Below are 25,825 nucleotides of genomic sequence, written 5' to 3' on the forward strand. Positions count from 1 at the left end.
TACACCGATAACCCGGGAATTCCGCCTCCCCCGGCGGCCCGGTCGAGCGGTGAGGCGGGCGCGGAGGAAGCCGGTGATCTCGCCGAACCGGCCCAGGTGCCCGACCGGGGTAGCGGGCCCCGCTCGTCTCCGGCATGCTCGCGCTTGCCCCGCACTCCTGGTGGCGCCGGCCAACCAGTAAGCCCATCGCCTGCCCCTTGCTACCGGAATGCGGGCCAGTGCTCCGGCCTTCAGGTCGGGGGTGAAGGCCCGTGCTGGGAGGGCCGGCAGGCCCGGGCAGTGCCTTGACCGGGACGGTTCTGCTGCTCGATGTACTGCTTCACGACGCTCAGTGGTGCGCCGCCGGCGGAGTCTGCGAAGTACGAACCTGGCCAGAGTTTGTTGGCTGGGTAGTGGTGGTGTGCCAGTTCGGGGAACTCCTGCCGCAGGCGGCGGGAGGAGACGCCGTTGAGGCTGTTGACCAGCCGGGCCACGGCCACTTTGGGTGGAACGTTGACCAGCAGGTGCACGTGGTTGTGCTCGCTGTTGCACTCGACCAGGTCGGCCTCGAAGTCGCGGCACATGTCCCGCATGATCTGTTCCGTCCGGGTCAGGTGCCGGTCGGTAAACACGTTGTGCCGGAACCTTTGTCACGAACACCACATGGGCATGCATCGCGGAAACACGGTGTCTGCCGGTGTGCATGTCCTGAAGTTCAGCCATATACAGTGGTGATTGTGCAGCTGCGGTACCAGTTCCGGGTGTATCCGACGCCTGGCCAGCAGGTCGAGCTGGGGAAGGCGTTCGGGTGTGCTCGGGTGGTGTTCAACGACGGGCTGCGCCTGCGCCTGCGGGCACGTGAGGCGGGCGGGCAGTACATCTCGGACGGGGACCTGTCCAAGCGGGTCGTCACCTTGGCCAAGGGCACCCCGGAGCGGGCGTGGCTGGGTGAGGTGTCGGCGGTGGTGCTCCAGCAGGCTCTGGTGGATCTGAACACCGCGTACCGCAACTTCTTCGCCTCGGTCGCCGGGAAACGCCGGGGCCGTAAGGTTGCGCCGCCCCGGTTCCGGTCGCGTAAGGACAACCGGCAGGCGATCCGGTTTACGAAGAACTCCCGGTTCAGGGTGCTGGGCAACGGCCGGCTGCGGCTGCCGAAGATCGGCGATGTGGAGGTGCGCTGGTCCCGGCCGCTTCCCTCGGACCCCACATCCGTGTCGATCATCAAGGACGCGGCCGGACGGTACTTCGCCTCGTTCGTCGTGCAGACCGCCGGGGACGAGACGCTGACGCCGGTCGAAGCCGAGGTCGGCATCGACCTCGGCCTGACCCACTTCGCGGTCATGTCCGACGGCACGAAGGTGACCGCGCCGAAGTTCCTGCGCCGCGCCGCCCGCAAGCTCAAGCGGTTGCAGCAGGCCCTCTCGCGCAAGCAGAACGGCTCGGCCAATCGCCGCAAGGCTGTCGTCAAGGTTGCTCGGGCGCATGCCCGGGTAGCCGATGCCCGGCGGGACTGGCAGCACAAGCTGTCCACGGCGATCATCCGCGAGAACCAAGCGGTGTATGTCGAGGACCTGTGCGTCGCCGGACTCGGCCGGACCCGGCTGGCCAGATCGGTGTACGACGCGGGATGGTCGTCGTTTACGGCCATGCTGGAGTACAAGGCTGCCCGGTACGGGCGCACGTTCGCCCGGGTGGACCGGTTCTTCCCGTCTACCCGCAGGTGTTCGGTGTGTGGCCGGGTCAACGAGAAGATGGCACTCAACGTCCGGGCGTGGGACTGCCTCTGTGGGGCGGCCCACGACCGGGACGTGAATGCGGCGCTGAACGTGTTGGCCGCCGGACAGGCGGACAACGGAAACGACCGTGGAGCGCAGGTAAGACCGGCACGAGTGCCGGCACCGCGCGGCGAAGCGGAAACCCACCCGGACGCCGCGTGCTCCACGCGCAGCGTGGAGGGAATCTCCGTCCTTGAGGACGGAGAGGATGTCAAGGTTCGTGCGGTGAACAGGCAGCGACACGTGGCGAGGGGCGTCCCGGGCGGCTACCGCGAGCCGGGGCGATAGCGGCCATGCAGGCGCTCGCGTTGTTCGACCTCGACAACACGCTCGTGCAGCGGGACCTCGCGTTCGGTGCGTGGGCGGCGGAGTTCGCCGCGGAGCACGGCGTGGACGCCGGGTGGCTGGTCGCCGCCGATGCGCGGCACGAGGGGCCGCGCGGCGGGTTCTTCGACCTCGTCCGCGACCGGTTCGGGCTGGACGCGTCCGGCGAGGAACTGTGGCGGCAGTATCGGCGGCGGATGCCCGAGCTCGTCCGGTGCCGCGGCGAGGACCTGGCCGCGCTGGCCGGGCTGCGGGCGGCGGGCTGGCGGGTCGGGATCGTGACCAACGGTACGACCGGGAACCAGCTCGGGAAGATCCGCAACACCGGCCTCGACCGGCACGTCGACGCCTGGTGCATCTCCGAGGACGTCGACCTGCGCAAGCCCGACCCGCGCATCTTCCGGCTGGCCGCCGCGCGCTGCGGGCTGAGCGCGGACGGCGGCGGGTGGATGGTCGGCGACAGCCTGGCGCACGACATCGCCGGGGGCGCCGCCGCCGGCCTGCGCACCGCGTGGATCACGCAGCCGGGCGCGACGCCCGACCCCCGCCCGGACGTCACCGCCGGCTCCGTCGCCGAGGCCGTGGTGGCCCTGCTCGCCACCGCCTGAGAGCGCCCGGCATCCAGTGTCCCCATCCTGGACGCGACGGGGCGGGCAGCACCGACTGACCCGCAGAGCCGATTTTGTCGTACCCCTGGTGCAGACTGCGTGGCGTGGACCTGACGTTTGCGTTCGCCGTCCTGCTCGGGCGGTCCGACTTCCCTGCCGGCTCCTACGACGCCTACTACGGCGGCGACACCCTTGACGAGTTCCTGCTCCCGGCCCCCTGGCTCACCCCGGCCGCCCTCGGGTCGTCCGCCCCGGTCGCGTTACCAGCCGTCGACGACTGCTACCTCGACGACGACCATGAGGCCCTCGCCTGGGAGTTCGACCTGGCCAATTCGCTGTTCGCGGTCGAGTGGGACGACGACGTGCTGCCGACGGCGTTCCTCGCCGACGTGCGGGCGGCCGATGCCGGCATGCTCGTGCGCGGCGCCGACCTGGGCGTGCTGCTCGCCCGCCACGGCCTCGACCTGACGGCCGAGTCGGCGAAGCGGCTGAACTATCGCATCTCGGCGCTGCTGCGCCTGGCCACGGACGGCACCCTGCACGATGCCATGCGCATGGCGACGTTCACGCACCGCCTGCCGGCGCTGGCCTCGTTCGGCTCGGAAGGCCGGCGGCGGGTCGAGGAGGGCCGGGAGGCGGCGCTGGCCGCGGTCGAGCCGCCGCAGCTGCGTGACCACCTGCGCCTGCACTGCCTGGAGCCGTTCTCGTCGCGGGACGCGGGCGCCCGCTACCTGGGCGCGGACGAGTGGCCGACCGGCACCTCGGCCCTCGACGGCCGGCGCAAGCTGCTGGCGGGCTGGGAGTTCGGCGAGTCTCAGTCGGGGGTGGCCGTGGTCGCCTGAGCGGGGGTTGTGGTACTTCGGCGGCGTTGGCCTCGCGGACCTCGCGGGTGAACGCGGCGAAGGCCGGATCGGTCACCAGGCGCACCACGACGCCCTCACCGGCGACGCGCGGCCCGATCTCGCCGGCCGAGTTCACCCCGGCCAGGACGACGCCGTCCTGGTCCGCGAGGCCATCGGGCTCGGCATGACCGTCGTCGCCGAGGGCGCCGCGCACGCCGCCGCGCTGCGGAGCCCTGGGCTGCGACATCGCCCAGGGCTACCGCTACGCCCGGCCGACGCCGGGCCCCGACCCGGACCGGATCGCAGCGTGCGCGCTCGGGCCGGCGACGAGTAGTGGGGGCGAGCGCGGCCCGTCCCGCCGCCAGGGCGATGATCCGCCGTCGCCGTCGCCGTCGCCGCCCACGCCGCCGCCCCGCCCGCCGGCGCGGTCGTCATCGGCCACGGCCGGGACGAGTCCGCGTGGGCCGACCCGGCCACGCCGAGCTGGCTGCGGGAGCAGCAGGCCGCTATTCCGGCCGCCGCTGGGGTAGGCATGGCGGCATGGATTTCGGAGTAGGTTTCTTTCCCGCCGACAACGCCATGTCCCCGGGCGCCCTGGCCCGCCTGGTCGAGGAGCGCGGCCAGACCGCCCTGTTCTTCGCCGAGCACACGCACATCCCGGCCAGCCGCGACACGCCGTACCAGGACGGCCAGGCCGAGCTCCCGCGCCGCTACTGGCACACGTACGACCTGTTCGTCGCCCTGACCGCCGCCGCCTGCGCCACCAGCCGCCTGCGCATCGGCAGCGGCATCTGCCTCGTCATCGAGCGTGACCCGATCATCACCGCCAAGGAGGTGGCCTCCCTGGACCACCTCTCGGGCGGCCGCTTCGAGTTCGGCGTGGGCGCCGGCTGGAACCGCGAGGAGATGCGCAACCACGGCACCGACCCGCGCCGGCGCATGGCGATCCTGCGCGAGCGCATCGAGGCGATGCGGGCCATCTGGACCTCCGACGAGGCGACGTACCACGGCGAGCACGTCTCGTTCGACCGCATCTGGTCATACCCGAAGCCGGCCCAGCGCCCGTACCCGCCGATCCTGGTCGGCGGCGCCGGCCCGACCGTCCTGGACCGCGTCCTGGCCTTCGGCGACGCCTGGTTCCCCAACTACGACGAGGCCATCTTCGACCGCATCACCGAGCTGCGGTCCCGTGCCGAGCGCCCGATCGAGGTGCAGGTCCTCTCCGCGCCGGCGGATCCGCTGGTACTGCAACGCCTCCACGACGCCGGCGTCCAGCGCGCGAGCCACTGGCTGCCGTCGGGGCCGCGCTCCACCGTGGAGCGCGCCCTGGACACGTGGGAGCACGCCATCGCCGTGTTCGCCGGCGAATCGGCATGACCGCGGCGGCGAAGGCCCGCTTCGCCGCGTCCCGGGTGGCCCGCCTGGCCACGGCCACCCCGGACGGCGTCCCGCACGTGGTCCCGATCGTCTTCGCCGTGGACGGCGACACCATTTACCACGGCGTGGACGCCAAACCCAAGCGCAGCATCGAATTGCGCCGCCTGAGCAACCTGCGGGCCAACCCGAGGGCCGCGGTGCTGGTCGACCACTACGACGAGGACTGGTCGGCCCTGTGGTGGGCGAGGGCCGACGGTACCGCGAGGGAGCTGGACCCGGCCGGCGACGAGGCCGGCCGGGCCGTCGCGCTGCTCACCGCCCGCTACCCCCAGTTCTCCCTGCGCGGCGCGCTGCTCGCCATCGACGTGGCGCACTGGTCGAGCTGGTCGGGCGGCGGGGGACCGGGGGCGGTTGCGTAACGGACCGGATCGCCGTCATCGGGTGCTGCTCCGGCGGGCCGCGCTCAAGGCGGGGCGCCACCGGAAGGTCAGCGCCCGGCCCACGTCGTAGTGGGCTCCTGGGCGTCTCACCCCGTGTGTGGGTCAACCGCCGTGTGCAGGACCGCGTCGAGGTGGGCGAGCGGGTCGGGCGGGGCCTCGTGGAGGTAGTCCTCGTACCACACCCGGAAGCCTGCCACCGCGCAGGCGACGAGCAGTCGCAGCCGCCAGCCGGCCGGGTCGCGGTCGCCGCGCGCGGCCAGTTGGGTGACCAGCCTGGCCTCCTGGTCGGGGCGCACGCTCGGCGGGTTGGCCCGCAGGTGGCTGGACTGCAGGACGACCGTGCGCAGGCCGGTGAGCAGCTCGCGGTGCTCGACCACGAAGCTGCCGACGGCGAGCAGCGCCCGGTGCAGGGTGGCCGCGTCGGGGGTGCCGTCCGGCGCGGCGGCGATCCCCTCGAGGGCCAGCGCGGTCATCCGGCGCATCGGCTCGGCGACGACGTCGTCCTTGCTGGGGAAGTACCGGTGGAAGGTCCTCGGCGCGATGTCGGCCGCGACGCAGATGTCCTGCACGGTCACCTGGTCGTAGCCGCGCTCGATGAACAGCCGCCACGCCGCCTCGACGGTGGCGGCGCGGCTGCGCTCCCGCTTGCGCTCCCTCAGGCTCTCGATCGGTCCACCCCTCTCCGTATGTGACCACGATCTCACCCGGCCCGCTGGACACCGAATGGCAATCTAAGCGTGGCAGGCTCTGCCTCGTGGCAGATTGTGCCACATTCCCCCAGGTTGATGGAGCTTGATCATGACCGTGAGGTTGGACGCGACGGCGCCGCCCCGGACGCCGCAGAAGCAGTCCTGGACCACGGGCCAGATCGTCGTCGTGCTGGTCATCGGCACCGCGGCGCTCATGGTCTCGCTGACCCAGTCCCTGCTCGTGCCGGTGCTGTCCGAGATCGCCGTCGACCTGCACGCCGGCGGCGACGGGATCGCCTGGGTGCTCACCTCGACCCTGCTCGTCGGCGCGATCGCCGTGCCCGCGTTCGGCCGGCTGGGCGACCTCTACGGCACCCGCCGCATGGTGCTCGTCACCCTCGCCGCCCTGGTCGCCGGCTCGCTGATCTGCGCGCTGGCCTCCAACCTCACGGTCATGATCATCGGCCGGGCCGTCGTGGGCCTGGCGGTCGCCGCGGTACCGCTGAGCATCAGCCTCATCGGCGTCATCCTCCCCAAGGAGCACGCGCCCGCCGGCATCGCCCTGATCAGTGCCATGCTCGGCGTCGGCGGCGCGCTCGGCCTGCCCCTCGCGGGCCTGATCGCCCAGTACGCCGACTACCACGTCCTGTTCTGGGTCTGCGTCGCCGGCGGCGTGCTCGCCATGCCCGGCATCGTGCTGCTGGTCCGCGAGCCCGCCCGGGTCGCCAAGGGCCGCATGGACCTCGTCGGCACCGCCCTGCTCGGCGCCGCCATGCTCGCCCTGCTGCTGCCCCTGGCCCAGGGCGACTCCTGGGGCTGGACCGATCCGCTCACGATCGGCCTCCTGGTTGCCGCAGCGGTACTGCTGGTCGTCTTCGTCCTCGCCGAGCTGCGGATCGCCTCGCCGCTGGTCGACGTGCGCACCACCGCCCGGCCCGCCCTGCTGATCACCAACCTCGCGTCCCTGTGCGTCGGCTTCGCGCTCTTCGCCACCCTCATCGGCACGGCCTCCTACGTGCAGGCCCCGAAGGCCACCGGCTACGGCTTCGGCCAGTCCGTGCTCGCCGGCGGCCTGTGCATGCTCCCCGGCGGCATCGCCATGCTCCTGCTCTCCCCGCTGTCGGCCCGGCTGCGCCCGCGCACCGCGCTCATCGTCGGCTCGCTCATCATCGCCGCCGGCTTCGCCACGCGAATCGTGCTCACCGACAGCCTCTGGCAGGTCGTGCTCGGCGCCACCATCTCCGGCGCCGGCACGGGCATCGCCTACGCCGCCATGCCGGGCCTCATCATCCACGCCGCCCCGCGCTCGGAACTGGCCGCGGCCAACGGCCTCAACGCGCTGTTCCGCAGCGTCGGCAGCTCCCTGGCCAGCGCGATCGGCGGCGCCATCCTGGCCGCCATGACCATCAACCTGGCCGGCCACGCCCTGCCGTCCCTGTCCGGCTACCGCACCCTGTTCGCCATCTGCGCCGTCGCCGCCGTGGCCGCCGCCCTGCTCGCCCTGCTGATTCCCCGCCACGCCTCGACGACGGACGCGGCCCTGCCGGAGGAGTGACCGGCCCCGCGGACCCGGATCGGCGGCCCGCCGCGGATCCGGGCCCGCGGGCGGTTGCCGGCGTCCCCGGTTCGGTGCGCATCTACGCCGGCGCCCAGGCCGACGTCGGGGTTTAGCGCCCACCCCTCAGCTGCACCTTGGCGGGTTGGATCGGCTGCCCCGGCGCGATCTGGACCACGTGGCCGCGCGCCAAGCGCAAGCGCGCGAAGGCCCGGATCAGTCCCCGTCGTTCAGGTAGTCGGCGGCGGCCTCCAGCGCTGCGGCGAGGTCGTCGGGGCCGAGCTTGGCCACGAACGGCAGATCGATCTCCGACGGCTCCGGATGGGTCGGGCGCCAGAACGCGAAGACGACCACGAGGCGGTCACCGTCCAGCCAGGCGTACCGCGTGGTGTTGTCGACGATCTCGGTCAGGTTCAGGAACCAGTATCGCTCGCGGAACCCGGTCTGGTTCGCCAGCAGCACACCGAATGTTTCCTCGGGGGACCGGTCCGGGAACGGGCGCGGCGCGAGGTCACGGCGGCGGACCCGGGCGGCGGTCGTGCGCATCGCATGCCGCACCGACGGCACGTACGCGGCGTTGTCGTCGACGGTCAGGCGCTTGCCGGCCAGCCACAGGTCGACCGTGCGCAGGCCGGTCCCGTCGGCCGGGCCGACCTCGACCGCGAACGTGGCGCGGTCCCCGAATCGCTTCACCACCGGCGGACGATAGCAAGCCCGCAGGACTGCGGACCGAGCCGTCGGTTGTCGCCGAGCGGGTCCAGGCCGGCCACGCCGCAGTTCGAGGCGAACCAGAAAGCGGCTCGGGCGGCTGCCGCCGCGTTGTTGGCGTACCCAGTTGGGGGCAGGGCCGGTATGTGGTGACCAACGGCAGCGAGGCAAGTCCGCAGGCTCGCCGGGCTGGCTAGCGATGAACCTGCACGGCTCGATCGCGGCTTCGTCCATGTTGAGCTGGGCGGATGCGCGGGTTGACCTGGGGCTGGCGCTGCCGAAGCGGTTGCAGGTTGGTGATTCCGACCCGGCGTCGCGCACTGGTGATCGGTCCGTTGTTGGCTCGCGTCATTGCCCTCGCATCGGCGACGACGACACACTCATCGAGCCGAGAAGGGGTGCGCGTCCGAAGCTGGGTAATGCGGCGTCTTGGACAGGTACGGGCTCAGCCGATCAGCGGGCGGCTGACGATGCTGTCGGCGCGGCCGCTCAGTTCCCGGTCCAGGGTCTCCTGGGCGTCGCGCATCGCCTCGGCGTACGGCGGTTCGGCGAGCCGCCGCATTCCTTCCTCGGGTGCGACGTCCTCGACCACCGCGCTGATCCACCAGATGTTGCCGAACGGGTCACGTATCCGGCCGCCCCGCTGACCGAAGGCTTGGGTGGCCGGTGCGGTGACCACGCGGGCTCCGGCGGTGACGGCGCGCTTCATCGTCGCGTCGGCGTCGGTGACGAAGACCCGCAGTAGCGAGGGCATGGCCGGCCAGTCCGGTAGCCGGTCGAAGGCGAGCAGGACGGTGTCGCCGACGCGGATCTCGGCGTGACCGATCGTCCCGTCCTCCAGCCGTACCCGCCCCAGTTCGACCCCGTCGAACACCGCGGTGATGAAGTCCAGCAACTGCCCGGTGTCCGGCGTGACGATCCACGGCGCGACCGTCGTGTACCCGGCCGGTGCGGTGCTGCTCATGAGAATCTCCCTCGTGCGGACCTGAGCCCACGGTAAATCTCGTATAGGTCAATTCCGGTCCTAGTCGAGCGGCACAATGGCAGCTGTGTCCGGCGCGCGTGCCCGATTGCTGTCCCTGCTGTCGCTGTTGCAGACCCCTCGGCTGTGGCCGGGCAGCGAGCTGGCGCAGCGGCTCGGGGTGTCCTGCCGGACCGTGCGGCGCGACATCGACCCGGTTGCGGGAGCTGGGCTACCCGGTGCACGCCGAGCAGGGCGGGCTGGGCGGGTACCGGCTGACGGCCGAGCCGGTGCAGCCACTGCCGACGCAATATCCCGGTCCAGGCCCGGCGCCGGTCCGCTACCGTGCGTCGGATGCCCAGTCCTGCTCAATGGACGCAGTTCCTCAGCGACGCCCTGTCCCGAATCGGTACCGAGTTGGCCCCTGGCCTCAACAACCGGGAACTGGCCGCCGTCGAAGACGCGGCCGGAACCACACTGCCCACGGAACTGCGGCTCATGCTCACCTTGGCCCTGCCGGTCGGACCGTCCGCTTGGCGCAACTGGCGCACCGACCCGGCGGCGTTGCTGGACACCTGGCGCGAGTACGTCACCGAGGGACTGGTCGTCGACGCGCGGTATTCGTTCTGGGACGACGACCAGTGGGGCCCACGGCCCGCGACGGTGGCCGAACGCGAACAGCTCGTCCGGCACAAGGCTGCGCAACTGCCGCGGCTCTTCCCGATGTTCGGTCACCGCGCGCTGGTCATCGACCCGCTCCCCGGGCTTGACTCCGCCGACGGCAACCCGGTCTTCTCGGTCCACCAGACCGACGTGATCTGCTACGGCAACGACCTGGCCGATTGGTGCCACACCGAGTTCGGCCTGACCCTGCCGGACTGGGCCGCCCGCCAGCCTCGCCGTGTGCCGTTCTGGTCTGCGCTCGGCGACCCGGGCCGATGGAGCGCTCCGCCCGCCTGGATGCAACGTCTCGACCCGCTCTAGCAGGAGCCCAGTGTGGCTTCGGGCTGCAGCGTTCGCGGGTCGAAATGGATGGTTCGTTCGTCGCCGTTGTGGTTGCGGGTCACGATGCTGTCCGGCAGGACGGTGACGGCGACGATGGTCAGCCCGTCGTCGTCCTCGGTGCAGCCGAACGACACCCCGGCGCGATCGGCCGTGCCGTCGGCCGGTAGCAGGACCACCTCGGTGACCGCCGCGAACCGGCCGATCGGGGTGAACCAGTAGACGGCCGCCTCGGTCCGGCCGTCGGCGGAGCGAAAGGCGGCCTGCTGTTCGCCTCGGTGCGGGGCCGGCGCGTCCTCGTCCCGGTCGGTGAGGATGACGACCGCCGCCACCACGGCCGCGACGAGGGTCAGGCCGGCGAGGACGAGCGCGGCCCCCGTTCGCCGCGCCCCACGTGGTACGTCGTCCGCAGGAGCATCGCTCAGCCACGCCATATCGGTTAGTGTCCCAGCCCGCGGCGCAACCGTGTGCCCCGTGCCGACGAGCGCGGAACCACCTATCGACATACATGAGACGGAGGCGGCGCACCGTGACCGAGTGGACCAACGACATGGCCATCCGACGCTGGGGGGCGATGCCCCGCGCGATCTTGGAGCAGATGGCACACGACGGCGACTTCGCCAAGCGGCACCTGATCAACCCGGTTCTGCTGCGCATGCTCGGCGACCTGGCCGGGCGGCGGGTGCTCGACGCCGGCTGCGGCAACGGGTACCTCAGCCGGATGCTGGCCGGGCGCGGCGCCCAGGTCGTCGGCGTCGAGCCCGGCCGGTCGCTGTTCGACTTCGCCGTGGAGCGGGAAACCGCGGCGCCGCAGGGCATCCGGTACGTGCAGGCCGACCTGTGTGCCCTGCCGGACCTCGGCGGACCGTTCGACGCCGTGGTCGCCAGCATGGTCCTGCCCGCGATCCCGGACTGGAGCAACGCGATGCGGGCGTGCGTGGAGGCGCTCGCGCCCGGCGGGCTGTTCGTGTTCACCGTCAACCACCCGTGCTTCGAGCAGCTGTGGTCGTCGTGGCGCGAGCACGGTGCGTACCGCACCCATCGTTACCTCGCCGAGTACGAGATTCCCGGGCCCAGCGGCGTCGACTTCCACCGCACCCTCTCGGCCTACCTGAACCGGCTCATCGGCCTCGGCTGCCACGTGACCGAGGTCGCCGAGCCCGGACTCGACCCCGAGGCCGCCGCCGACGGCCCCGACGGCATCGACGCCTACGTCCATCTGCCGAACTTCCTCGTCGTGGCCGCGCGGCGAGTCGTGGCCACGCAGCGAGTCGTGGCCGCGCAGCGAGTCGTGGCCGCGCAGCCAGCGGCCTGAGCACCGCGCTACGGCAGGGGCAGCGCGACGTCCAGGGTCGTGCCCTCGCCCGGCGGGCTGTCCAGGTGCATCGTGCCGCCCAGGGCGTGGACCCGGTCCCGGATGCCGAGCAGGCCCGTGCCGCGGGCCGGGTCCGCGCCGCCCACCCCGTCGTCGCTCAGGGTCACGTGCAGCCGCTCGTCGTTCGCCGTCACCGCGACCCGCACCAGCGACGCCTCGGCGTGCTTGGCCGCGTTGGCGAGGGATTCGGCGATCACGTAGTACGCGGCGGCCTCCACCGGCTCCGGCGGGCGCTCCCGCAGCCGTACGTCCACCTCCACCGCCACCCTGGAGCGCCGGGCGAGGGCCTTCACCGCCGCGGCCAGCCCCCGGTCGGTGAGGATCGTCGGGTGGATGCCCCGGCTGATCTCGCGCAGCTCGTCGATGCCCGCGGTCAGGCCGTCCACCACCGACGACAGCCGCGTGTGCGCCTCGGTCAGCGTGTCCGGCACCGCCTCCTGGGCCGCGCGCAGCTCCAGCCCGAGCCACAGCAGCCGCTGCTGCACGCCGTCGTGCAGGTCGCGCTCGATCCGGCGCCGGGTCTGGTCGGTGGCCAGGACCAGCCGGGCCCTCGAGTCGATCAGCTCGCTGCGGGCCTCCGCGTTGGCGATCGCCGTGGCGACCAGGTCGGTGCAGTCGGCCAGCCGCGCCTCGGCGTCGCTCGGCAGCGGCTCGTTGCGCAACATCGAGGCCGTGGCCGCGCCCCACAGCCGGCCCTCGACGTAGATCGGCGCCCCGACCGCCGAGCGGATGCCCTGCTCGCGCAGGAACGTGGCCAGCGGCCCGTTCGTGTCCTCGTAGCTGTCCATGCGCGCCGCCCGGCCGGTCCGCAGGACCGCCGCCGACACGCTCGTGCCCCGCAGCGAGATTCGCGTCCCCACCGGCAGCAGCGACCCCGGCCAGCCCCACAGGGCCACGATCACCCCGGACTCGTCCCCGTCGAAGCGCACGATGTTGGCCCCGTCGGCCCCGATCAGCCGCCCCAGCTCGCCGGTCACCGCGTCGAACACCTCGCTCGGCCCCACGCCGCGGGCGACCAGCATGGCCACCCGCCGCATCGCCGTCTGGGCCTCGACGAGCTGCGCCAGCCCGCCGAGCCCGCGCCCGACCGACGAGCCGAGGATGTTGACCGACCGGCCCAGCCGGCTGATCTCGCCGAGGCCGGTGTGCACCAGCCGCGGGTCGAGCCGCCCACCGGCGAGCTGGTCGGCGATGAGCGCCGTCTTGCGCAGCGGCACGACGACGACGCGGACGAGGTAGAACGCGACGGCGGCCACGACGACCGCCGCCACCAGCAGTCCCGCCGCCACGCCCACCGCGGCGTCCACGGAAGCAAGGGCAAACATCAGGCCCCATCCTCGATCCCGGTGCCCGCCCGGCCCACACCACCCGGGAGCGATATTGGCGCTCGGACCCCGGCCGGGACCGGCGCTCGCCCCGATAGATGAGGGCGCGGTTCAGCGGCCCTGCCGGCCGCGGGTGCTGTTGACCGTGCGCCCGCGCACGATGCCGATCATCTCCTCGACCAGGTCGGTGTGGGCGTCGCGGGGCCAGGCCAGGGCGACCGAGGAGGACGGGGCGTCGATGACCGGGCGGTACTTCAGGTCCTTGCGGTGATACAGCCGGGCCAGGGACTGCGGCGCCACGAGAAGCCCGACGCCGGCCGCCGCCCACTCCACCGCGGCCGCCGTCGTCTCCGGCCGTTCGACCGGCGTGTCCGGCGGCCTCTCCCACGGGATGACGTCGTCGCGGGGGAGCAGCAGCGGGTCGCCGATCTCCGCGATCTCGGCCAGGGTCAGCTCGTCGGCCGCGTTCAGCACGTGGTCGCGGGGGACGATGACGACCGTCTGCTCGGTGTACAACGGGATCGCGTGCAGCACGTCCCGGTCCACGGGCAGGCGCACCAGCCCGGCGTCGGCCCGCTCGGGCATGAGCCCCGGCGCCTCGGCGGCCTCGGCCGGCACCAGCTCAAGGGCACTGTGCGGCCGCCGCTGCGCCCACGCGCGCGCCCACTTGTCGATGACGACGCCGGGCACAACCGCCAGCCGGAACGCCTGCTCGCTGCCTGTCACGGCACCAAGGCTAGGCTGTGGCGGTGAGTAAGGCGAAAAAGCCCCAGGTGATGAAGCCCGCAACGGCCGCGCAGAAGCTCGACGTGTACCTGCCGGCGACGCCGCGGGAGTTCCAGGACCGCCTGGTGTCGCGCGACGAGCTCGACGAGCTGCAGCGCAACCCGCCCCAGTGGCTGGTGGAGCTGCGCCGGGACGGGCCGCACCCGCGCAACGTGGTCGCCGCCCGGCTGCGGGTGTCCAACAGTGGGCTGGCCCGCGGCGGGGTGACGGAGGCGCTGACCACCGAGCAGATCGCCGCCCTGGCCGCCGACCCGCCGGAGTGGCTGGTGCACGAGCGGGAGTCCTTCGCGGAGGTACGGCGGGAGCAGCACCGCCTGCAGGAGCGCCGAGCCTAGGGCCTGATACCCCGGGGGAGCCGCCAGACGGAGAGCCGGTCGTGCAGGCAGGCCAGGTACCGCGCGGAGGCGACGCAGCGGGCCGAGGCCGTCCACTGCGACGCGTGGCCGAGCGGGGTGGCGGCGCCGGTGGCGGCGTCGAGCCGGGCCACCAGCGCCCCGCCCCCGCTCGTCGCGTCGCGACGGGCCACCAGCACGCCGGGCCACGCCACGGTGCCGACCACGTCCCAGCCCTCGATGGTCTGCAGCACCCGGCCGGTCCCGGTGTCCAGGACGAGCCCGCCCCGGTCCGGGTCGGCGCTGTTGCGGGTGGCCAGCAGGTGCCGGTCGTCCAGCGGGGTGAGCAGTGACCAGCCGTAGAGGCGCCACCGCTCGCGGCCGGTGTCGGGGTCCAGCCCGGAGGTGCTGAGCCCGGTCATTGAGCACAGCGTCCGCCCGCACCACCACATCCCGCCGTCGGGTCCGTCCGGGGGTCGCCACAACGGCCGGCCGGTGGCCAGGTCGAACACGGTGAAGCCGCGCATCGCGCCGTGGCTGTACACGGCGGTGAGCACCCGGCCGCCGGCGACGTCCAGGCGGTTGACCGATCCGGGCAGGTCCAGCCGGACGGTGTACACCGGCGCGGCCGATCCTGCCGCGCGCAGCCGCAGCGTGCCGTCCTGCTCGACGTCCGCGATCTGCACCTCGCCGCCGGCGGCGAGCACGACGCGCGGCCCGCCGTCGGGTGCGGGGAGCGTCCAGCGCACGTCCCCGGTGCGGATGTCGATCCCGGCCAGCCGCATCTGCGTCGTCGGCGCCCAGGCGAGCGCGACCCCGGACGCCGCGGCGTCGCCGTCCGGCACGAACGCGTAGCCGTTGCGGCGCCAGACCTCGGCCCCGGTGGCGCCGTCGAGCCCGACGAGCGACGCGCTGCCGGCCAGCACCACCCGCTCGGCGTCGGCGTGCACGAGCAGCGCCTGGTCGGAGACGGAGACGCTCCACCGCCGGGCGCCGTCGGAGAGCCGGTACGACTCGGCCGACGCGTCGGTCAGCAGGTAGACGACGTCGCCGTCGAGGCGCACGCTCCTGGCGTGCTCGGCCCGCACGCTGATCACCGCGGCGGCCGGGGCGGCCGGGCGGGCGTCGCCGGCCGGTAGGAGCGCGGCCGCCACGAGGAGCGAGGCGGCGAGCGTCGGCCGCCGGTCGGCCCGGCGGCGCCGGGCGCGCGGTGTGTCCGGCACGTCGAGGTCGATCACGCCGGCCGCCGGGGTGGTCTGCACCTGAACAGGGTGCCACAGGCGTGCCCCGGCGGCCGGAACCGTGACTACCGCAGGAACTCGCGGGCGCCTCGCAGGCGGGTGCGCAGGCGGGACCGGGTGACGGTGCAGTCCAGGCGGACGTCCAGCGGGCCGGGGTCCGCCGACTCGGCGCGCAGGGCGGCGGGCAGGCGGGCCGGGTCGAGGCCGTCGCGGCGGGCGATCAGGGTGCCCAGCTCGTGGCGGCTCACCGCGTCGGGGCCGGCGACGTGGTGGACCCCGGCGTGCGGGGACGCGGCCAGCTCCAGCAGGGCGGCGGCCAGGTCGGCGACGTGGACCGGGCAGCGCACGTCGTCGGTGAACAGCGCGCCGCCCGAAGCGCCGGTGGCCAGGGCGTGGACGCGGGTCTCGTGGACGGAGTCGCCGTCGCCGACGATGAGGGACGTGCGGGCGATGACGGCGGACGGGGTCAGGCCGCGCACGGCCGTCTCGGCGGCGGCCTTGGCGGCGCCGTAGGGCGTGATCGGGTCCGGGGCGCTCGTCTCCGGGTAGGACGGCGCGGCGCCGGAGAAGACCGCGTCCGAGGACACGTGGACCAGGCGGGCGCCGGTGGCGGCGGCCGCGGCCGCGACGTGCAGGGCGCCGTCGGCCGTGGTGGCCCAGTCGGACTTCTGGTACGCCGCGTTGATGACGACCCCGGCGGTCAGCGCGGCCACCGCGCGCCGGTCGCGCAGGTCGAGCGGGTGCCAGGTCACGCCGTCGGCGGCGACCGGGTGGCGGTGGTAGGTCGCGGCGACCCGGTGGCCGGCCGCCCGGGCCTGGCGCACCAGTTCCCGGCCCAGGTTGCCGGTGCCGCCTATCACGAGGATGTCCATGCGTCGATCAGGCCGGCAGCGCGACGCCGGTCAGGGACAGGGCGATGCGCTCGGCGGTGAGGCGGTCGACGCGGGCGAGTACCTGCAGCGGGCCGTCCTCCTTGAGGCCGGGGCGGCCCCGGCCCCACCCGGTGCCATCCCACACCGCGTCCCACCGGCCCAGGGCCACCGGCTCGACGTCGAAGCGCGGCTGGTCGAAGAGGGCGTCGTAGCTACTGCTGTCGCCGGGCTCGGCGGCCTTCCAGGGCAGCGGCTCGCCCGAGTCCTTGGTGCGCCACAGCGACTCCGGGGCGGTGCGCCACGGCAGGCCCAGGGCGTCGAACCGCACCATGATGCCCGGGTAGGACTCGTCATGGGCCCGGTGGACGAGCCGGTGCGGTCCCGCGGTGCCGGCCTCCGCGAGCGCCCGCAGGCCCGCCGTGACGGCCTCCGTCTTCGCCGTCTCGTCTTCCTTGTCGTACATCCAGATGCCGAGCGAGGCGCCGCCGCCGTACGACTCCGTCATCTGCTGACGCCCGCCGTCCCACCACTGGTAGTAGGCGCCCCTGGCGTTGTCGTCGAGGTCGGTGAGCTGCAGCATCACCCTCGGACCCAGGCGGGGCAGCGCGCGGGCGATTCGGCCGGCGAGGTCGTCCCACGACGCCGGGGCCGGCTGCGGGTCGGGCCACCGCATGACCGCGTCGCCGCGGCGGCGGCCGCACTGGAGCATGACCGTGGACGGGCCGGCGTGCACGACGAGGAAGTGGCCGTCGCGGTACCAGTACCGGCTCTCGCCGTGCGGCCGCGAGTCCCGGGCGTCGTCCGGCGGGCCGTATAGGGCGGTGAGCTGGCCCGTGACGCGGCGCATGAGGTCGTAGCGCAGCCAGGCGGGGGACTCCTCGACGTGGGGCTCGTCCTCGGTGCCGAACCACTGGTCGAGGCGGATTCGCAGGTTGGCGACGGCGCCGTCCTCGTTGTCGCCGGCGACGTCCTGCCAGGCGTACGGCAGGTGGGGCCGGTCGGCGCTCACCGTGCGCGCGGCGGGGTTGCCGGTGCGCCAGCCGAAGCGCTCCCCGCACAGCGTGACCGGGAACGGCTCGGCCCACGGCAGGCTCGTGACCTGCTCCAGCCACTCGGCGACGTCGTCCGGGCCGCGGGTCTCCCAGTATTTCACGGTGGTTGAGCGTAGATGACGTTTGCCGGGAGCGGGGGGCGGGAACTGCGGTGCTGGTGAACCGATGGCGCGCGATGAGCGTGGCGCTGGTCGCGGGGTTCATGACCCTGCTCGACGTCAGCATCGTCAATGTGGCCCTGCCCTCCATCCGCGCCGAACTGCACCTCGGCTCGGGCGAGCTGCAGTGGGTGCTGTCCGGCTACGCGCTGACGTTCGGGCTGCTGCTCGTGCCGGCCGGCCGGTTCGGCGACGCCCGCGGGCGCCGCAACGCGTTCATCGCCGGGCTCGCGCTGTTCACGCTGGCCAGCGCGGCGGCGGGGGTGGCCACCGGGCCGCTGTGGCTGGTCACGGCCCGGCTCGTGCAGGGCGCCGCCGCCGGGGTGGTGAACCCGCAGGTCTCCGGGCTGATCCAGCAGCTGTTCGCGCCGCCCGACCGCGGGCGGCCGTTCGGGCTGCTCGGGGCGACCATCGGGGTGTCGACGGCGGTCGGGCCGCTGCTCGGCGGGCTGCTCATCCAGGCCTTCGGCGCCGCGCAGGGCTGGCGCTGGATCTTCTACATCAACCTGCCGATCGGGGCGGTCGCGATCGCCCTCGCCGCGCGCTGGCTGCCGGGGCCGCCCGAGGAGCGCCGGGAGCGGGAGAGCCTCGACCCGGTCGGCGTGGCGCTGCTCGGCGCGGGCGTCCTGCTGCTGCTCCTGCCGCTGGTGCAGGAGCGGCAGTGGCCGGGGCCGGGCAAGTGGCTGCTGGCCGTGGCCGCGGTCGCCGTGCTGGCCGGGTTCGTGGCCTGGGAGTGGCGCTTCGCCCGGCACGGCACCTCGCTCGTCGACCTGTCCCTGTTCAAGGTCCGCTCGTACGGCCTCGGCACGCTCGTCGGCCTGTGCTTCTTCGGCGGCTTCCCCTCGATCTTCTTCACGTACACGCTGCTGCTGCAGAGCGGCCTGCGGTACTCGGCGCTGCAGGCGGGCCTCGCCATCACCCCGTTCGCGCTGGGCTCGGCGGCCGCCTCGGCGCTGGGCGGGCGCACGGTCGTGCGCTCCGGCCGCCCGCTCGTCGCCATCGGCCTGGTGCTCGTCGCCGTGGGCCTGGCGGCGACGCTGGTCGCGCTGCGGCTGGAGCCCGGGCGCGGGGCGGGCCTCGCCGCCGCGCTGCCCCTGCTCGTCGCCGGGATCGGCAGCGGCCTGGTGATCAGCCCGAACCAGACGCTCACCCTGGCCGAGGTGCCGGTGCGCCGGGCCGGCAGCGCGGGCGCGGTGCTGCAGACCGCCCAGCGCATCGGCACGGCGATCGGGATCGCCGCCGTCGGATCGGTCTTCTTCAACCGCCTGGCCGGCAGCGGCGGGGACTGGGAAGAGGCGTTTCGCGCGTCGCTCTTCGTGACGATCGGGTTCGTCCTGGTCGCCCTCGTCGCGGCGCTGGTCGACGTGGGGTCGGGACTGCGGCAGCAGCGCGAACAGGTCGCCGGCTGACCGCGGGCGTCAAGACAGGTTGACGCAGGAAGGCGTGTCAAGCTAGGTTGACAGGTGTGGGAGACGCGGATCCCGGGACCGGCCTGCGGGCCGTTCTGGCCCTGCGCCGGCTGGCCGACCGGCTCGAGGCGGTGCAGGTGCGCAACGCCCGGCGGCTGGGCTGGTCCTGGCAGGAGATCGCCGAGGCGCTCGGCGTGACCCGCCAGGCCGTCCACCAGAAGCACGCGAAGGAGCCCTGATGTTCGAGCGCTTCACCCACCAGGCCCGATCCGTCGTCACCCGCGCCCAGGACGAGGCGGTGGCGATGGCCCATCCGTGCATCGGCACGGAGCACCTGCTCCTGGCCCTGCTCGCCGACGACGCGGGCCCCGCCGGCACCGTGCTGCGCGCCGCGGGGGTGCGGGCCGGCGCCGTGCGCTCGCGCATCCGCGAACTGGTCGACGACGAGCCGCTGGGCGGCCGCGACGCCGAGGCCCTGCGCGCCATCGGCATCGACCTGGACGCCGTGCGCGCCCAGGTCGAGCAGGCCTTCGGCAAGGGCGCCCTGGACGAGCCGGGCCGCCCCGCGACCCGCCGCGGCTGGCTGCGTCGCCGCGCCTCGCCGGTGGGCCACGGCGTGCCGTTCAGCCGGCGCGCGAAGAAGGTCCTCGGGCTGTCCGTGCGCGAGGCCGTGGCGCTGCACCACGGCTCCATCGGCACCGAGCACATCCTGCTGGGGCTGCTGCGCGAGGGCGAGGGCCTGGCCGCCAAGGTCCTGCACGACCTCGGCGCCGACCTGCCCGACCTGCGCCGCCGCACCCTGGCCGGCGCCACCCGGGCCGCCTGAGCGCCCCGCGGCAGCGCGCGCGCACCGCCCTGCCCGAGCGGGTCCGGTCAGAGGGGGCCGACCGTCAGGCGGGCGGTGAAGCCGTCGGGCTCGCGGTGCAGGCTCACGTGGCTGCACACCTGGTGGGCGATCCACAGGCCCAGGCCGGCGGAGCCGTCGCTGGCCGCCGGGAGCAGGCCGGCGAAGGCGTCCTTCGGGCCGGGGCCGCGGTCGGCGACGGTGACCACCATGCGGCCCGCGCCCGTCCACACCCGCACGTGGATCGGCTCCCGGCCGTACAGGTGGGCGTTGGTGACGATCTCGCTGACCGCCAGGACGAGGTCGTCCAGCTCGCGGGGCGGCAGGTGGTCCTCGCCCGCGGCGCGGATCGCGTTGCGGGCCTGCGCCGGGGACGGGCCGAGCAGGTCGGCGGTCGGCCGGGCCAGCTGGATCGGGTCGGCCGGGGCCGGGCGGCTGGCGAGCAGGAAATCCCCGGGGTGGCGGTAGCCCGCGTTCGGCTCGTGCCGGTCGCCCGGCCGGGCGGTGCGCGGGTGGGTCCGGTCCACGTCGTCGAGCACCGCGGCCGGGGTGACCCGCTCGTCGTACGCGCACATGCTCCACAGCGGGAACTCGTCGTACGCGTGGTTGATCGCCGACTCGTACCGCGCCCACCAGTCCCACGTAGGGCCGAACGTGTCGGGCGCCAGCTCGCCGACGATGCGGATCTGCCGGGCGCCCGCGGCGACGTGCTCGGCCAGCAGGCTGCGGTAGGAGCGGATCGCGCCGGCCGGGCGGGCGTAGACCTCGCCGCCGGTGAGGAACGTGACCGGGACGCCGGCCGGCAGTTCGGCGCGGACCAGGGAGGCGTTGCGCTCGCCGAAGGCGACCAGGGTGGGCTCGCCGGCCTCGGCCCCGCCGAGCAGGAACGGCACCACGACCGCGAGCAGGTGCTCGTCGGAGTCGTACCGGACGGCCTCGTGGAAATAGCCGGCGTGGCCGGCCGCGGCGCCGGTCCTCATCACGGCTCCCCGTCGCACGCCAGGCAGGCATGCTTCGCCGCGACCGGAGCGCTCACCGGCGCCCCCGCGCATTGCCCATGACCGAAGCGTACCGACGCGCGGGCCGGCTGTGTGTCCGTTCGCGGAGGGATCACCGATCCGGGATGGTCAATGACCGCACCGCTCGGGAGTCCGCCTCGATCTTGACAAGGCTCGATGCGGCGGCGCCATGACGACATCACCGGAGCGCGCCTGGCTACCAGGCGAAGCGCTCGCGGTGCAGGCGTGGTGCGGGGACGCCCAGGCGGCGGGCGGCGCGCAGGACGGCGTCGGTCCACGGGTCCGGGCCGCAGACGTAGACGTCGTGGTCGGACAGGTCCGGGGCCAGGGAGCGCAGGGCCTCCGTGTCGTCGTAGTCGGCGTAGCCGACCGGGAGCCAGGAGCCGGCCGAGGCGCGCGGGCCGACCAGCGGGACCAGGCGCACGCCGCGCTCGCGGGACAGCCACTCCAGCTCCGGCAGGAAGGCGACCTCGTCGGCGTGGCGGGTGCGGTACACCAGGGTGGCCCGGCCGTGGCCGTAGGGCAGGTCCCACAGCAGGGCCAGCAGCGGGGTGACGCCGACGCCGCAGCCGAACATCGTCACCGGGCCGCCCGTGTAGGTGTCGGCGGTCATCCGGCCGTACGGGCCCTCGATGAGCACCCGGGTGCCGGGGCGCAGGGTGGCGACCCGGGCGGTGCCCTCGCCGACGGTCTTCACCGTGATCCGCAGCTGGTCGCCGCGGGGCGGGCCGGACAGCGAGAACGGCTTGCCGTGCAGGGCGCCCCGGCCGTCCAGGAAGCGCCAGACGAAGAACTGCCCGGCGCGGGCCGGGAGGCGGTCCAGGCGGCGGCCGCGCAGGTACACCGAGACCAGGCCGGGGGCCTCGGCGACGACCCGATCGACGGTGAGCCGGTGGCGCAGGGTGCGCCAGACCGGCATGCCGACGCGGAACAGCACGGTGGCGACGGTGGCGGCGCCGTACATCGTCCACCAGAACGCCCTGTCGAGCGCGCCGGTGAAGTCGCTGCCCAGCCACAGCTCGTGCGGCACGGCGAGGGCGATGCCGGCGTACGCGTACAGGTGCAGCAGATGCCACGCCTCGTAGCGCAGCCGGCGGCGCACGAACCGCAGGGACGTGAGCACCACCAGCACCAGCGCGCACAGTCCCAGGGTCGCCATGACCATCCCGCGGTACTGCACGAGCAGCGTCACCATCTGGTGCGCCACGTCGGTGCCGGCCCGCCGCGCCGAGGCGAGCAGCGCCAGCCCGACGTGCGCGAGCAGCAGCACGAACGACGCCGCCCCGGTCCAGCGGTGCCAGCGGGCCAGGGTGTCCTGCCCGAAGGCCCGCTCGACCCACGGGATGCGGGCCATGAGCAGCACCTGCAGCAGCAGCAGGTCGGTCGACCACAGCGCGGCCAGGCGACCCGCGGCGGCCAGCCCGGGCGGGGCGGTGGGCAGCCCATCGGCCCACAGCGCGGTCGCGGCGGCCAGGCTGCCCGCCGCGGCCAGGGCCACCGTCTTGCGCACCGCAGTACGATACGAACGCCGCGCCCGGCGGCCCAGGGCTTGTGAACAGTCCGACGGTTCCGCGAAAAGCGTTATTGCGGGCCATTTCCCGCCTCGCGAGCGGGTTCGGCGGCTACCTCGCCTCTGCCGTGACCGGCACCGGCAGCGGGTCCGGCGCCTGCGGCCCGGGCTCGCGCTCGCGCTCGCCCGCCTCTGCCGTGACCGGCTCCGGCAGCGGGTCCGGCGTTCCCGGCCCCTCGGGCCCGCCCGCCTCTGCCGTGATCGGGTCCGGCGCCTGCGGTCCGGGCTCGCGCTCGTCGGCCTTGACCAGGGCGATGCCGGCGATGACGACCACGCCGCCGGCCAGCTGCCACGCGCCGGGGGCCTGGCCGAGCAGCAGCCAGGCGAAGAGGACGGCGAAGAGCACCTCGGTGAGGCCGGCGAAGGAGGCGACCTTGGCCCCGAGGCGGCGGGACGCGACGATGCCGACGGCGTAGGCGGCGGCGCCGGCGATCAGGGACAGCCCCGCGACCGGCACCAGCCAGCTCATCCGGTGATCGAGCAGGGTCACGTCCGCGCCGCTGGTGCGGAACGGCAGCAGGCCCGCGGCCGCGAAGACGCCCAGCGTGACGGCCCCGACCGCCATGCCCGACCAGGCCATCACGATCGGCGGGAGGGCGCCGTCGCCGCGGGAGGCCATCACGAAGTACACCGCGAGCGACACCGCGGCCAGGGCGGCCCACAGCACGCCGACGGTGTCGAGGCGGCTGCCGGGATCGAGGACCAGGACCAGCCCGCCCAGCGCCGCCAGCCCGCCGACGACGGTGAGCCGCCGGGGCCGCTGGGCGTGGCGCAGCCAGGCCCACACGACGACGAGGAGGATGCCGCCGTACTCCAGCAGCAGCGCCACCCCGACGTCGAGGCGCTTGACGGCGTTGAAGAACGTCAGCTGGGCGCCCGCCACGGCGACGAGCCCGAACGCGAGGATCTGCGGCAGGCACCTGCGCAGCGCGCCGGGCGCCCGGCGCAGCGCGAGCACGGCCGGCACGGTGAGCACGAGCGCGGCGATGCCGATGCGCAGCGTCACCACGGCCCCCGGCGTCCACCCGGTGGCCATGAGGGAGCCCGCGAACGGCCCGGCGGTCCCGAACGTGGCGGCCGACAGCAGCGCCAGCCCGATCCCGGCCAATCCCCGGCGACCGTCAGCACCAAAACGCGTTATGCTCATGATGCAGGACGCTAGCCTCGGGCCGCATAAGGAGTCAAGGTGATTTTTGCTCATGACACCGAGGAGGCCCTGGGCGTGGCCGCGGCCCTGGTCAACACCGGCGCGTCGGTGGAGCTGCTGCCCGACGTCGGGGCCCTGCAGGCGTTCCTGTCCCAGTGGAGGTGGACCGGCAAGATGGCCGGCGACGACGCCGAGCTGGCGGCGATCCGCGCCCTGCGCCCGCGGCTGCGCCGCTTCTGGGCCGCCACCGAGGACGAGGCGGTGGAGCTGGCCAACGGGATGCTGCGCGAGGCGCGGGCCCTGCCCCAGCTGGTCAAGCACGACGACTGGGACTACCACCTGCACGCCACCCCGCCCGAGGCCGACCTCGACGTGCGCATCGCCGTCGAGTTCGCCATGGCGATGCTGGACGTGATCCGGACCAAGTCGCTGGACCGGCTGCGCACCTGCGCGGCCGGCGACTGCGAGGACGTCCTCGTCGACCTGTCCAAGAACCGCTCCCGCCGCTTCTGCGAGGGCGGCTGCGGCAACCGCACCAACGCGGCCGCCTACCGCGCACGCAAGGGCCTGGCCCGCCGCTCGTAGGCCCCCGGATACGATCACGTGGTGCCGGTTCTGCTCATCGCGCGCCTGACGGTTCGCGGCTCATACGTGCGCGATGTCGAGCTGCCGAGCGACGCCACCTTCGACACGGTGCAGTTCTTCGTGCCCGACGACGGGCCGGTCGTCTACCGCGTCCGCACCTTCGCCGTCGACCACGACATCCACGTGCACGGCCTGGGCCGGCAGCCGGTCGAGGCGCTGCGCGCGCACCTCGACCGCACCGTCGGGGACGTCCTGGCCGGGGTGGACGAGGTGACGCTGCCGACGATGCGCCGGCCGGACCTGCTCGCGGCCGGGATCGACGAGGGCGACCTGGAGGTGGCGCCGCAGGCCCGCTTCGCGTTCTGGAACCCCGACGGCGGCCAGTACGCCACCCGGGCCGCGCCCATCGCGCCGGGGGAGCGCGACGGCCTGCGCGAGGTTGTGTACCTCGGCGGGATCGCCCGCTTCTGGCTGCCCGAGACGTGGGAGGTCGAGCAGGACCCGCAGTCCGGCGGCTGCTTCTACGACCCCGACGGCGAGGGCACCCTGCGCCTGAGCGTGCTCACCTTCGACACGTCCGCCGCCACCGGGCCGCCGGCGCTGCGCCAGCCGCGCAAGCCGGGCGAGCGCCAGATCGACGGCGGCACCCTGCCCACCGGCTGCGAGTTCGACGTGTACGAGGTCTCCGCCGTCGAGGACGGTGAGGACCTGCGCATCCGGTACTGGCAGATCGGGCAGGAGCTGGCGGGGCAGTGCCGCATCCACGTGTTCTCGTACACGTACCCGGCCGCCGCCGGGGCGCAGCTCGCCGGCGAGCTGGCCCTGCTCGACCGCGAGCTGCGGCGGATGATCCCGTACCCCGACCCGGTCTGAGGCCGGGCGAGGGGCCTCACGACGCTCGTCACCTCGATGCCACCGCCCGCTGATCCCGGCCGGCCCGAGGGTATCGCCAGCGTTACCCCGAAGACTCCCTCCAGCGCCCTGGCCCGCGCGGGTGCTGTGGACGAGGCTCGCAGTCATGCACGCACTCCTCTCGCGCCGTCCCGGCCGTACCCTGACCGGGCTCGTCCTGGCGCTCGGCGCCGCCTTCGTTCTCGCCCCGGGCCCGCTGGCCGCGGCCGGTTCGGGCGGCGGCGGCCTCGCCGACCAGGGCCGCCTCTCCTCGTCGCTGCGCGGCGCGTTCCTCGACTACTGGCGCTCCGGCGACCGGGACCTGCCGCCGGACCTGACCCGCGTCGTCGACTTCTGGTTGCGGTACCACGTGGTGAAGGGCGCGATCGCCGCGCTGCTGCTGGCCGCCCTCGCCGGGCTCGGCGTGGTGCTGTACCGGCGGTACCTGCGGCCGGGCCGGCGGCCGGCGACCCTCGCTGCGGGGACGCTCGTGTCGCTGCTCGGCCTGCTGGCCCTCGCGACGGTGATGGCCAACGTCCAGGGGGCGGTGGCCCCGTTCGCCTCGCTGCTGCCGATCCTGGCGGACGGCACCCCGGACGGGCCGCTCGCCGACGCGCTCGCGCAGGCCCGGCAGCGGCTGGCCGAGGGCGGGCACAACCCGCCCGCGGTGCAGGCGATGGTGGCGGACTTCGGGCGGTACCACGAGGCGATGGCCGTCATCGCCGCCGTCGTCGCGGTCGCCCTTGTCGCCGCGAGCGTCCTGCTGTGGCGGCGCTTCGCCCGGACGGCCCGGTCCGACGGGCGCGCCCGCCGGGGCCTCGGCGCGCTCGGCACCGCCTCGGCCCTGGTGTCCCTGGCCGCCCTCGTCATCGTCGTCGCCAACACCTCCGTGGCCGCCGACCCCGCACCCGCCCTGCTCGCCTTGTTCGACGGCGGCTGGTGATCGCCTACACCGTGAA

At 74.0% G+C, this 25,825-nt stretch carries 27 protein-coding genes and 4 pseudogenes; 18 read left to right on the top strand and 13 right to left on the bottom strand.

Going from position 1 to position 25,825, the window contains the following annotated elements:
* Positions 1-230 precede the first annotated feature (230 nt).
* Positions 231-702: pseudogene (tnpA, locus tag AB0M46_RS32015) on the bottom strand (IS200/IS605 family transposase).
* 38 nt (positions 703-740) lie between these two features.
* Between tnpA and AB0M46_RS32020 the strand changes: the two are divergent.
* From AB0M46_RS32020 to AB0M46_RS32045, 6 genes are all read left to right on the top strand, one after another.
* Positions 741-2,042 carry a transposase gene (locus AB0M46_RS32020; protein ID WP_363342196.1) on the top strand — a complete coding sequence of 434 codons (1,302 nt, stop codon included), beginning with the start codon at positions 741-743 and terminating at the stop codon, positions 2,040-2,042.
* Between the two features lie 5 nt (positions 2,043-2,047).
* Positions 2,048-2,686, top strand: coding sequence for an HAD family hydrolase (locus tag AB0M46_RS32025; protein WP_363342112.1), 639 nt, complete (start codon positions 2,048-2,050; stop codon positions 2,684-2,686).
* Between the two features lie 104 nt (positions 2,687-2,790).
* The gene (locus AB0M46_RS32030) at positions 2,791-3,528 is read left to right on the top strand and encodes a hypothetical protein (RefSeq protein ID WP_363342114.1); all 738 of its coding nucleotides are present in this window, start codon (positions 2,791-2,793) and stop codon (positions 3,526-3,528) included.
* A 7-nt stretch (positions 3,529-3,535) separates the two neighbouring features.
* Positions 3,536-3,862, top strand: coding sequence for a hypothetical protein (locus AB0M46_RS32035; protein WP_363342116.1), 327 nt, complete (start codon positions 3,536-3,538; stop codon positions 3,860-3,862).
* 206 nt (positions 3,863-4,068) lie between these two features.
* Positions 4,069-4,905: an LLM class F420-dependent oxidoreductase gene (locus AB0M46_RS32040; RefSeq protein ID WP_363342118.1), complete on the top strand. Its 837-nt coding sequence runs from the start codon at positions 4,069-4,071 to the stop codon at positions 4,903-4,905.
* A complete protein-coding gene (locus tag AB0M46_RS32045; protein WP_363342120.1) occupies positions 4,902-5,324 on the top strand; it encodes a TIGR03668 family PPOX class F420-dependent oxidoreductase in 423 nt (140 codons plus the stop codon). Before AB0M46_RS32040 ends, AB0M46_RS32045 begins: the two co-directional genes overlap by 4 nt.
* A gap of 107 nt (positions 5,325-5,431) precedes the next feature.
* Here the strand turns inward: AB0M46_RS32045 and AB0M46_RS32050 are convergent, their stop codons facing one another.
* Positions 5,432-6,049: a TetR family transcriptional regulator gene (locus tag AB0M46_RS32050; RefSeq protein WP_363342122.1), complete on the bottom strand. Its 618-nt coding sequence runs from the start codon at positions 6,047-6,049 to the stop codon at positions 5,432-5,434.
* A gap of 94 nt (positions 6,050-6,143) precedes the next feature.
* Between AB0M46_RS32050 and AB0M46_RS32055 the strand changes: the two genes are divergently transcribed.
* A complete protein-coding gene (locus tag AB0M46_RS32055) occupies positions 6,144-7,589 on the top strand; it encodes an MFS transporter (protein ID WP_363342124.1) in 1,446 nt (481 codons plus the stop codon).
* 216 nt (positions 7,590-7,805) lie between these two features.
* Here AB0M46_RS32055 and AB0M46_RS32060 read toward each other — a convergent pair whose 3' ends face one another.
* Together AB0M46_RS32060 and AB0M46_RS32065 are read right to left on the bottom strand one after the other, a co-directional pair.
* Positions 7,806-8,285, bottom strand: coding sequence for a hypothetical protein (locus tag AB0M46_RS32060; protein ID WP_363342126.1), 480 nt, complete (start codon positions 8,283-8,285; stop codon positions 7,806-7,808).
* A gap of 457 nt (positions 8,286-8,742) precedes the next feature.
* A complete protein-coding gene (locus AB0M46_RS32065; protein ID WP_363342128.1) occupies positions 8,743-9,261 on the bottom strand; it encodes a VOC family protein in 519 nt (172 codons plus the stop codon).
* Between the two features lie 76 nt (positions 9,262-9,337).
* On the opposite strand from AB0M46_RS32065, the pseudogene AB0M46_RS32070 reads away from it, so the two are divergent.
* Together AB0M46_RS32070 and AB0M46_RS32075 are read left to right on the top strand one after the other, a co-directional pair.
* Positions 9,338-9,542 (top strand): annotated as a pseudogene (locus AB0M46_RS32070) (helix-turn-helix domain-containing protein); the annotation flags it as partial.
* Positions 9,543-9,612: 70 nt separating this feature from the next.
* On the top strand, positions 9,613-10,242 hold the full coding sequence (locus AB0M46_RS32075) for a hypothetical protein (protein ID WP_363342130.1): 630 nt from the start codon (positions 9,613-9,615) through the stop codon (positions 10,240-10,242).
* Here the strand turns inward: AB0M46_RS32075 and AB0M46_RS32080 are convergent.
* Complete coding sequence (locus AB0M46_RS32080) at positions 10,239-10,694, bottom strand: hypothetical protein (RefSeq protein ID WP_363342132.1); 456 nt, start codon at positions 10,692-10,694, stop codon at positions 10,239-10,241. The two genes, AB0M46_RS32075 and AB0M46_RS32080, sit on opposite strands and share 4 nt — an antisense overlap.
* 95 nt (positions 10,695-10,789) lie before the next feature.
* Between AB0M46_RS32080 and AB0M46_RS32085 the strand changes: the two genes are divergently transcribed.
* Positions 10,790-11,575 carry a methyltransferase domain-containing protein gene (locus AB0M46_RS32085; protein WP_363342134.1) on the top strand — a complete coding sequence of 262 codons (786 nt, stop codon included), beginning with the start codon at positions 10,790-10,792 and terminating at the stop codon, positions 11,573-11,575.
* Between the two features lie 8 nt (positions 11,576-11,583).
* On the opposite strand, the gene AB0M46_RS32090 is transcribed toward AB0M46_RS32085, so the two are convergent.
* Together AB0M46_RS32090 and AB0M46_RS32095 are read right to left on the bottom strand one after the other, a co-directional pair.
* Positions 11,584-12,960, bottom strand: a complete 1,377-nt coding sequence (locus tag AB0M46_RS32090; RefSeq protein WP_363342136.1) for a GAF domain-containing sensor histidine kinase — start codon at positions 12,958-12,960, stop codon at positions 11,584-11,586.
* Between the two features lie 111 nt (positions 12,961-13,071).
* Positions 13,072-13,686 (bottom strand): LysR substrate-binding domain-containing protein, encoded by a 615-nt coding sequence (locus tag AB0M46_RS32095; RefSeq protein WP_363342138.1) that lies wholly within the window; start codon positions 13,684-13,686, stop codon positions 13,072-13,074.
* 23 nt (positions 13,687-13,709) lie between these two features.
* Here AB0M46_RS32095 and AB0M46_RS32100 point away from each other — a divergent pair, with 23 nt between their 5' ends.
* Complete coding sequence (locus AB0M46_RS32100) at positions 13,710-14,081, top strand: DUF5997 family protein (protein WP_363342140.1); 372 nt, start codon at positions 13,710-13,712, stop codon at positions 14,079-14,081.
* On the opposite strand, the gene AB0M46_RS32105 is transcribed toward AB0M46_RS32100, so the two are convergent.
* Genes AB0M46_RS32105 through AB0M46_RS32115 form a run of 3 tightly spaced genes read right to left on the bottom strand, consistent with a single transcriptional unit; the run spans position 14,078 to position 17,344 of the window.
* Positions 14,078-15,340 (bottom strand): PQQ-binding-like beta-propeller repeat protein, encoded by a 1,263-nt coding sequence (locus tag AB0M46_RS32105; protein WP_363342141.1) that lies wholly within the window; start codon positions 15,338-15,340, stop codon positions 14,078-14,080. The two genes, AB0M46_RS32100 and AB0M46_RS32105, sit on opposite strands and share 4 nt — an antisense overlap.
* A gap of 44 nt (positions 15,341-15,384) precedes the next feature.
* Positions 15,385-16,191 carry a sugar nucleotide-binding protein gene (locus tag AB0M46_RS32110; RefSeq protein WP_363342143.1) on the bottom strand — a complete coding sequence of 269 codons (807 nt, stop codon included), beginning with the start codon at positions 16,189-16,191 and terminating at the stop codon, positions 15,385-15,387.
* A 7-nt stretch (positions 16,192-16,198) separates the two neighbouring features.
* The gene (locus AB0M46_RS32115) at positions 16,199-17,344 is read right to left on the bottom strand and encodes a hypothetical protein (protein ID WP_363342145.1); all 1,146 of its coding nucleotides are present in this window, start codon (positions 17,342-17,344) and stop codon (positions 16,199-16,201) included.
* A 74-nt stretch (positions 17,345-17,418) separates the two neighbouring features.
* Between AB0M46_RS32115 and AB0M46_RS32120 the strand changes: the two genes are divergently transcribed.
* From AB0M46_RS32120 to AB0M46_RS32135, 4 genes and pseudogenes are all read left to right on the top strand, one after another.
* Positions 17,419-18,810: an MFS transporter gene (locus AB0M46_RS32120; protein WP_363342198.1), complete on the top strand. Its 1,392-nt coding sequence runs from the start codon at positions 17,419-17,421 to the stop codon at positions 18,808-18,810.
* Positions 18,811-18,857: 47 nt separating this feature from the next.
* Positions 18,858-19,049, top strand: a complete 192-nt coding sequence (locus tag AB0M46_RS32125; protein ID WP_363342147.1) for a helix-turn-helix domain-containing protein — start codon at positions 18,858-18,860, stop codon at positions 19,047-19,049.
* A pseudogene (locus tag AB0M46_RS32130) lies at positions 19,049-19,234 on the top strand (Clp protease N-terminal domain-containing protein); the annotation flags it as partial. The gene AB0M46_RS32125 and the pseudogene AB0M46_RS32130, both read left to right, overlap by 1 nt.
* Positions 19,235-19,276: 42 nt before the next feature.
* A pseudogene (locus AB0M46_RS32135) lies at positions 19,277-19,606 on the top strand (Clp protease N-terminal domain-containing protein); the annotation flags it as partial.
* Positions 19,607-19,683: 77 nt separating this feature from the next.
* On the opposite strand, the gene AB0M46_RS32140 reads toward AB0M46_RS32135, so the two are convergent.
* From AB0M46_RS32140 to AB0M46_RS32150, 3 genes are all read right to left on the bottom strand, one after another.
* Positions 19,684-20,634, bottom strand: coding sequence for a sensor histidine kinase (locus AB0M46_RS32140; RefSeq protein WP_363342149.1), 951 nt, complete (start codon positions 20,632-20,634; stop codon positions 19,684-19,686).
* Between the two features lie 235 nt (positions 20,635-20,869).
* Positions 20,870-22,183 carry a ferredoxin reductase family protein gene (locus AB0M46_RS32145; RefSeq protein WP_363342151.1) on the bottom strand — a complete coding sequence of 438 codons (1,314 nt, stop codon included), beginning with the start codon at positions 22,181-22,183 and terminating at the stop codon, positions 20,870-20,872.
* Between the two features lie 112 nt (positions 22,184-22,295).
* Positions 22,296-23,390 (bottom strand): EamA family transporter, encoded by a 1,095-nt coding sequence (locus tag AB0M46_RS32150; RefSeq protein WP_363342153.1) that lies wholly within the window; start codon positions 23,388-23,390, stop codon positions 22,296-22,298.
* Positions 23,391-23,429: 39 nt separating this feature from the next.
* Here AB0M46_RS32150 and AB0M46_RS32155 point away from each other — a divergent pair, with 39 nt between their 5' ends.
* From AB0M46_RS32155 to AB0M46_RS32165, 3 genes are all read left to right on the top strand, one after another.
* The gene (locus tag AB0M46_RS32155) at positions 23,430-23,975 is read left to right on the top strand and encodes a CGNR zinc finger domain-containing protein (protein WP_363342155.1); all 546 of its coding nucleotides are present in this window, start codon (positions 23,430-23,432) and stop codon (positions 23,973-23,975) included.
* A 21-nt stretch (positions 23,976-23,996) separates the two neighbouring features.
* Positions 23,997-24,848 (top strand): hypothetical protein, encoded by an 852-nt coding sequence (locus AB0M46_RS32160; RefSeq protein WP_363342157.1) that lies wholly within the window; start codon positions 23,997-23,999, stop codon positions 24,846-24,848.
* Between the two features lie 145 nt (positions 24,849-24,993).
* Positions 24,994-25,809 (top strand): hypothetical protein, encoded by an 816-nt coding sequence (locus tag AB0M46_RS32165; protein ID WP_363342159.1) that lies wholly within the window; start codon positions 24,994-24,996, stop codon positions 25,807-25,809.
* Positions 25,810-25,825 lie beyond the last annotated feature (16 nt).

Origin of the sequence: Dactylosporangium sp. NPDC051485, from assembly GCF_040682015.1 — a bacterium.
GTDB lineage: Bacteria > Actinomycetota > Actinomycetes > Mycobacteriales > Micromonosporaceae > Dactylosporangium.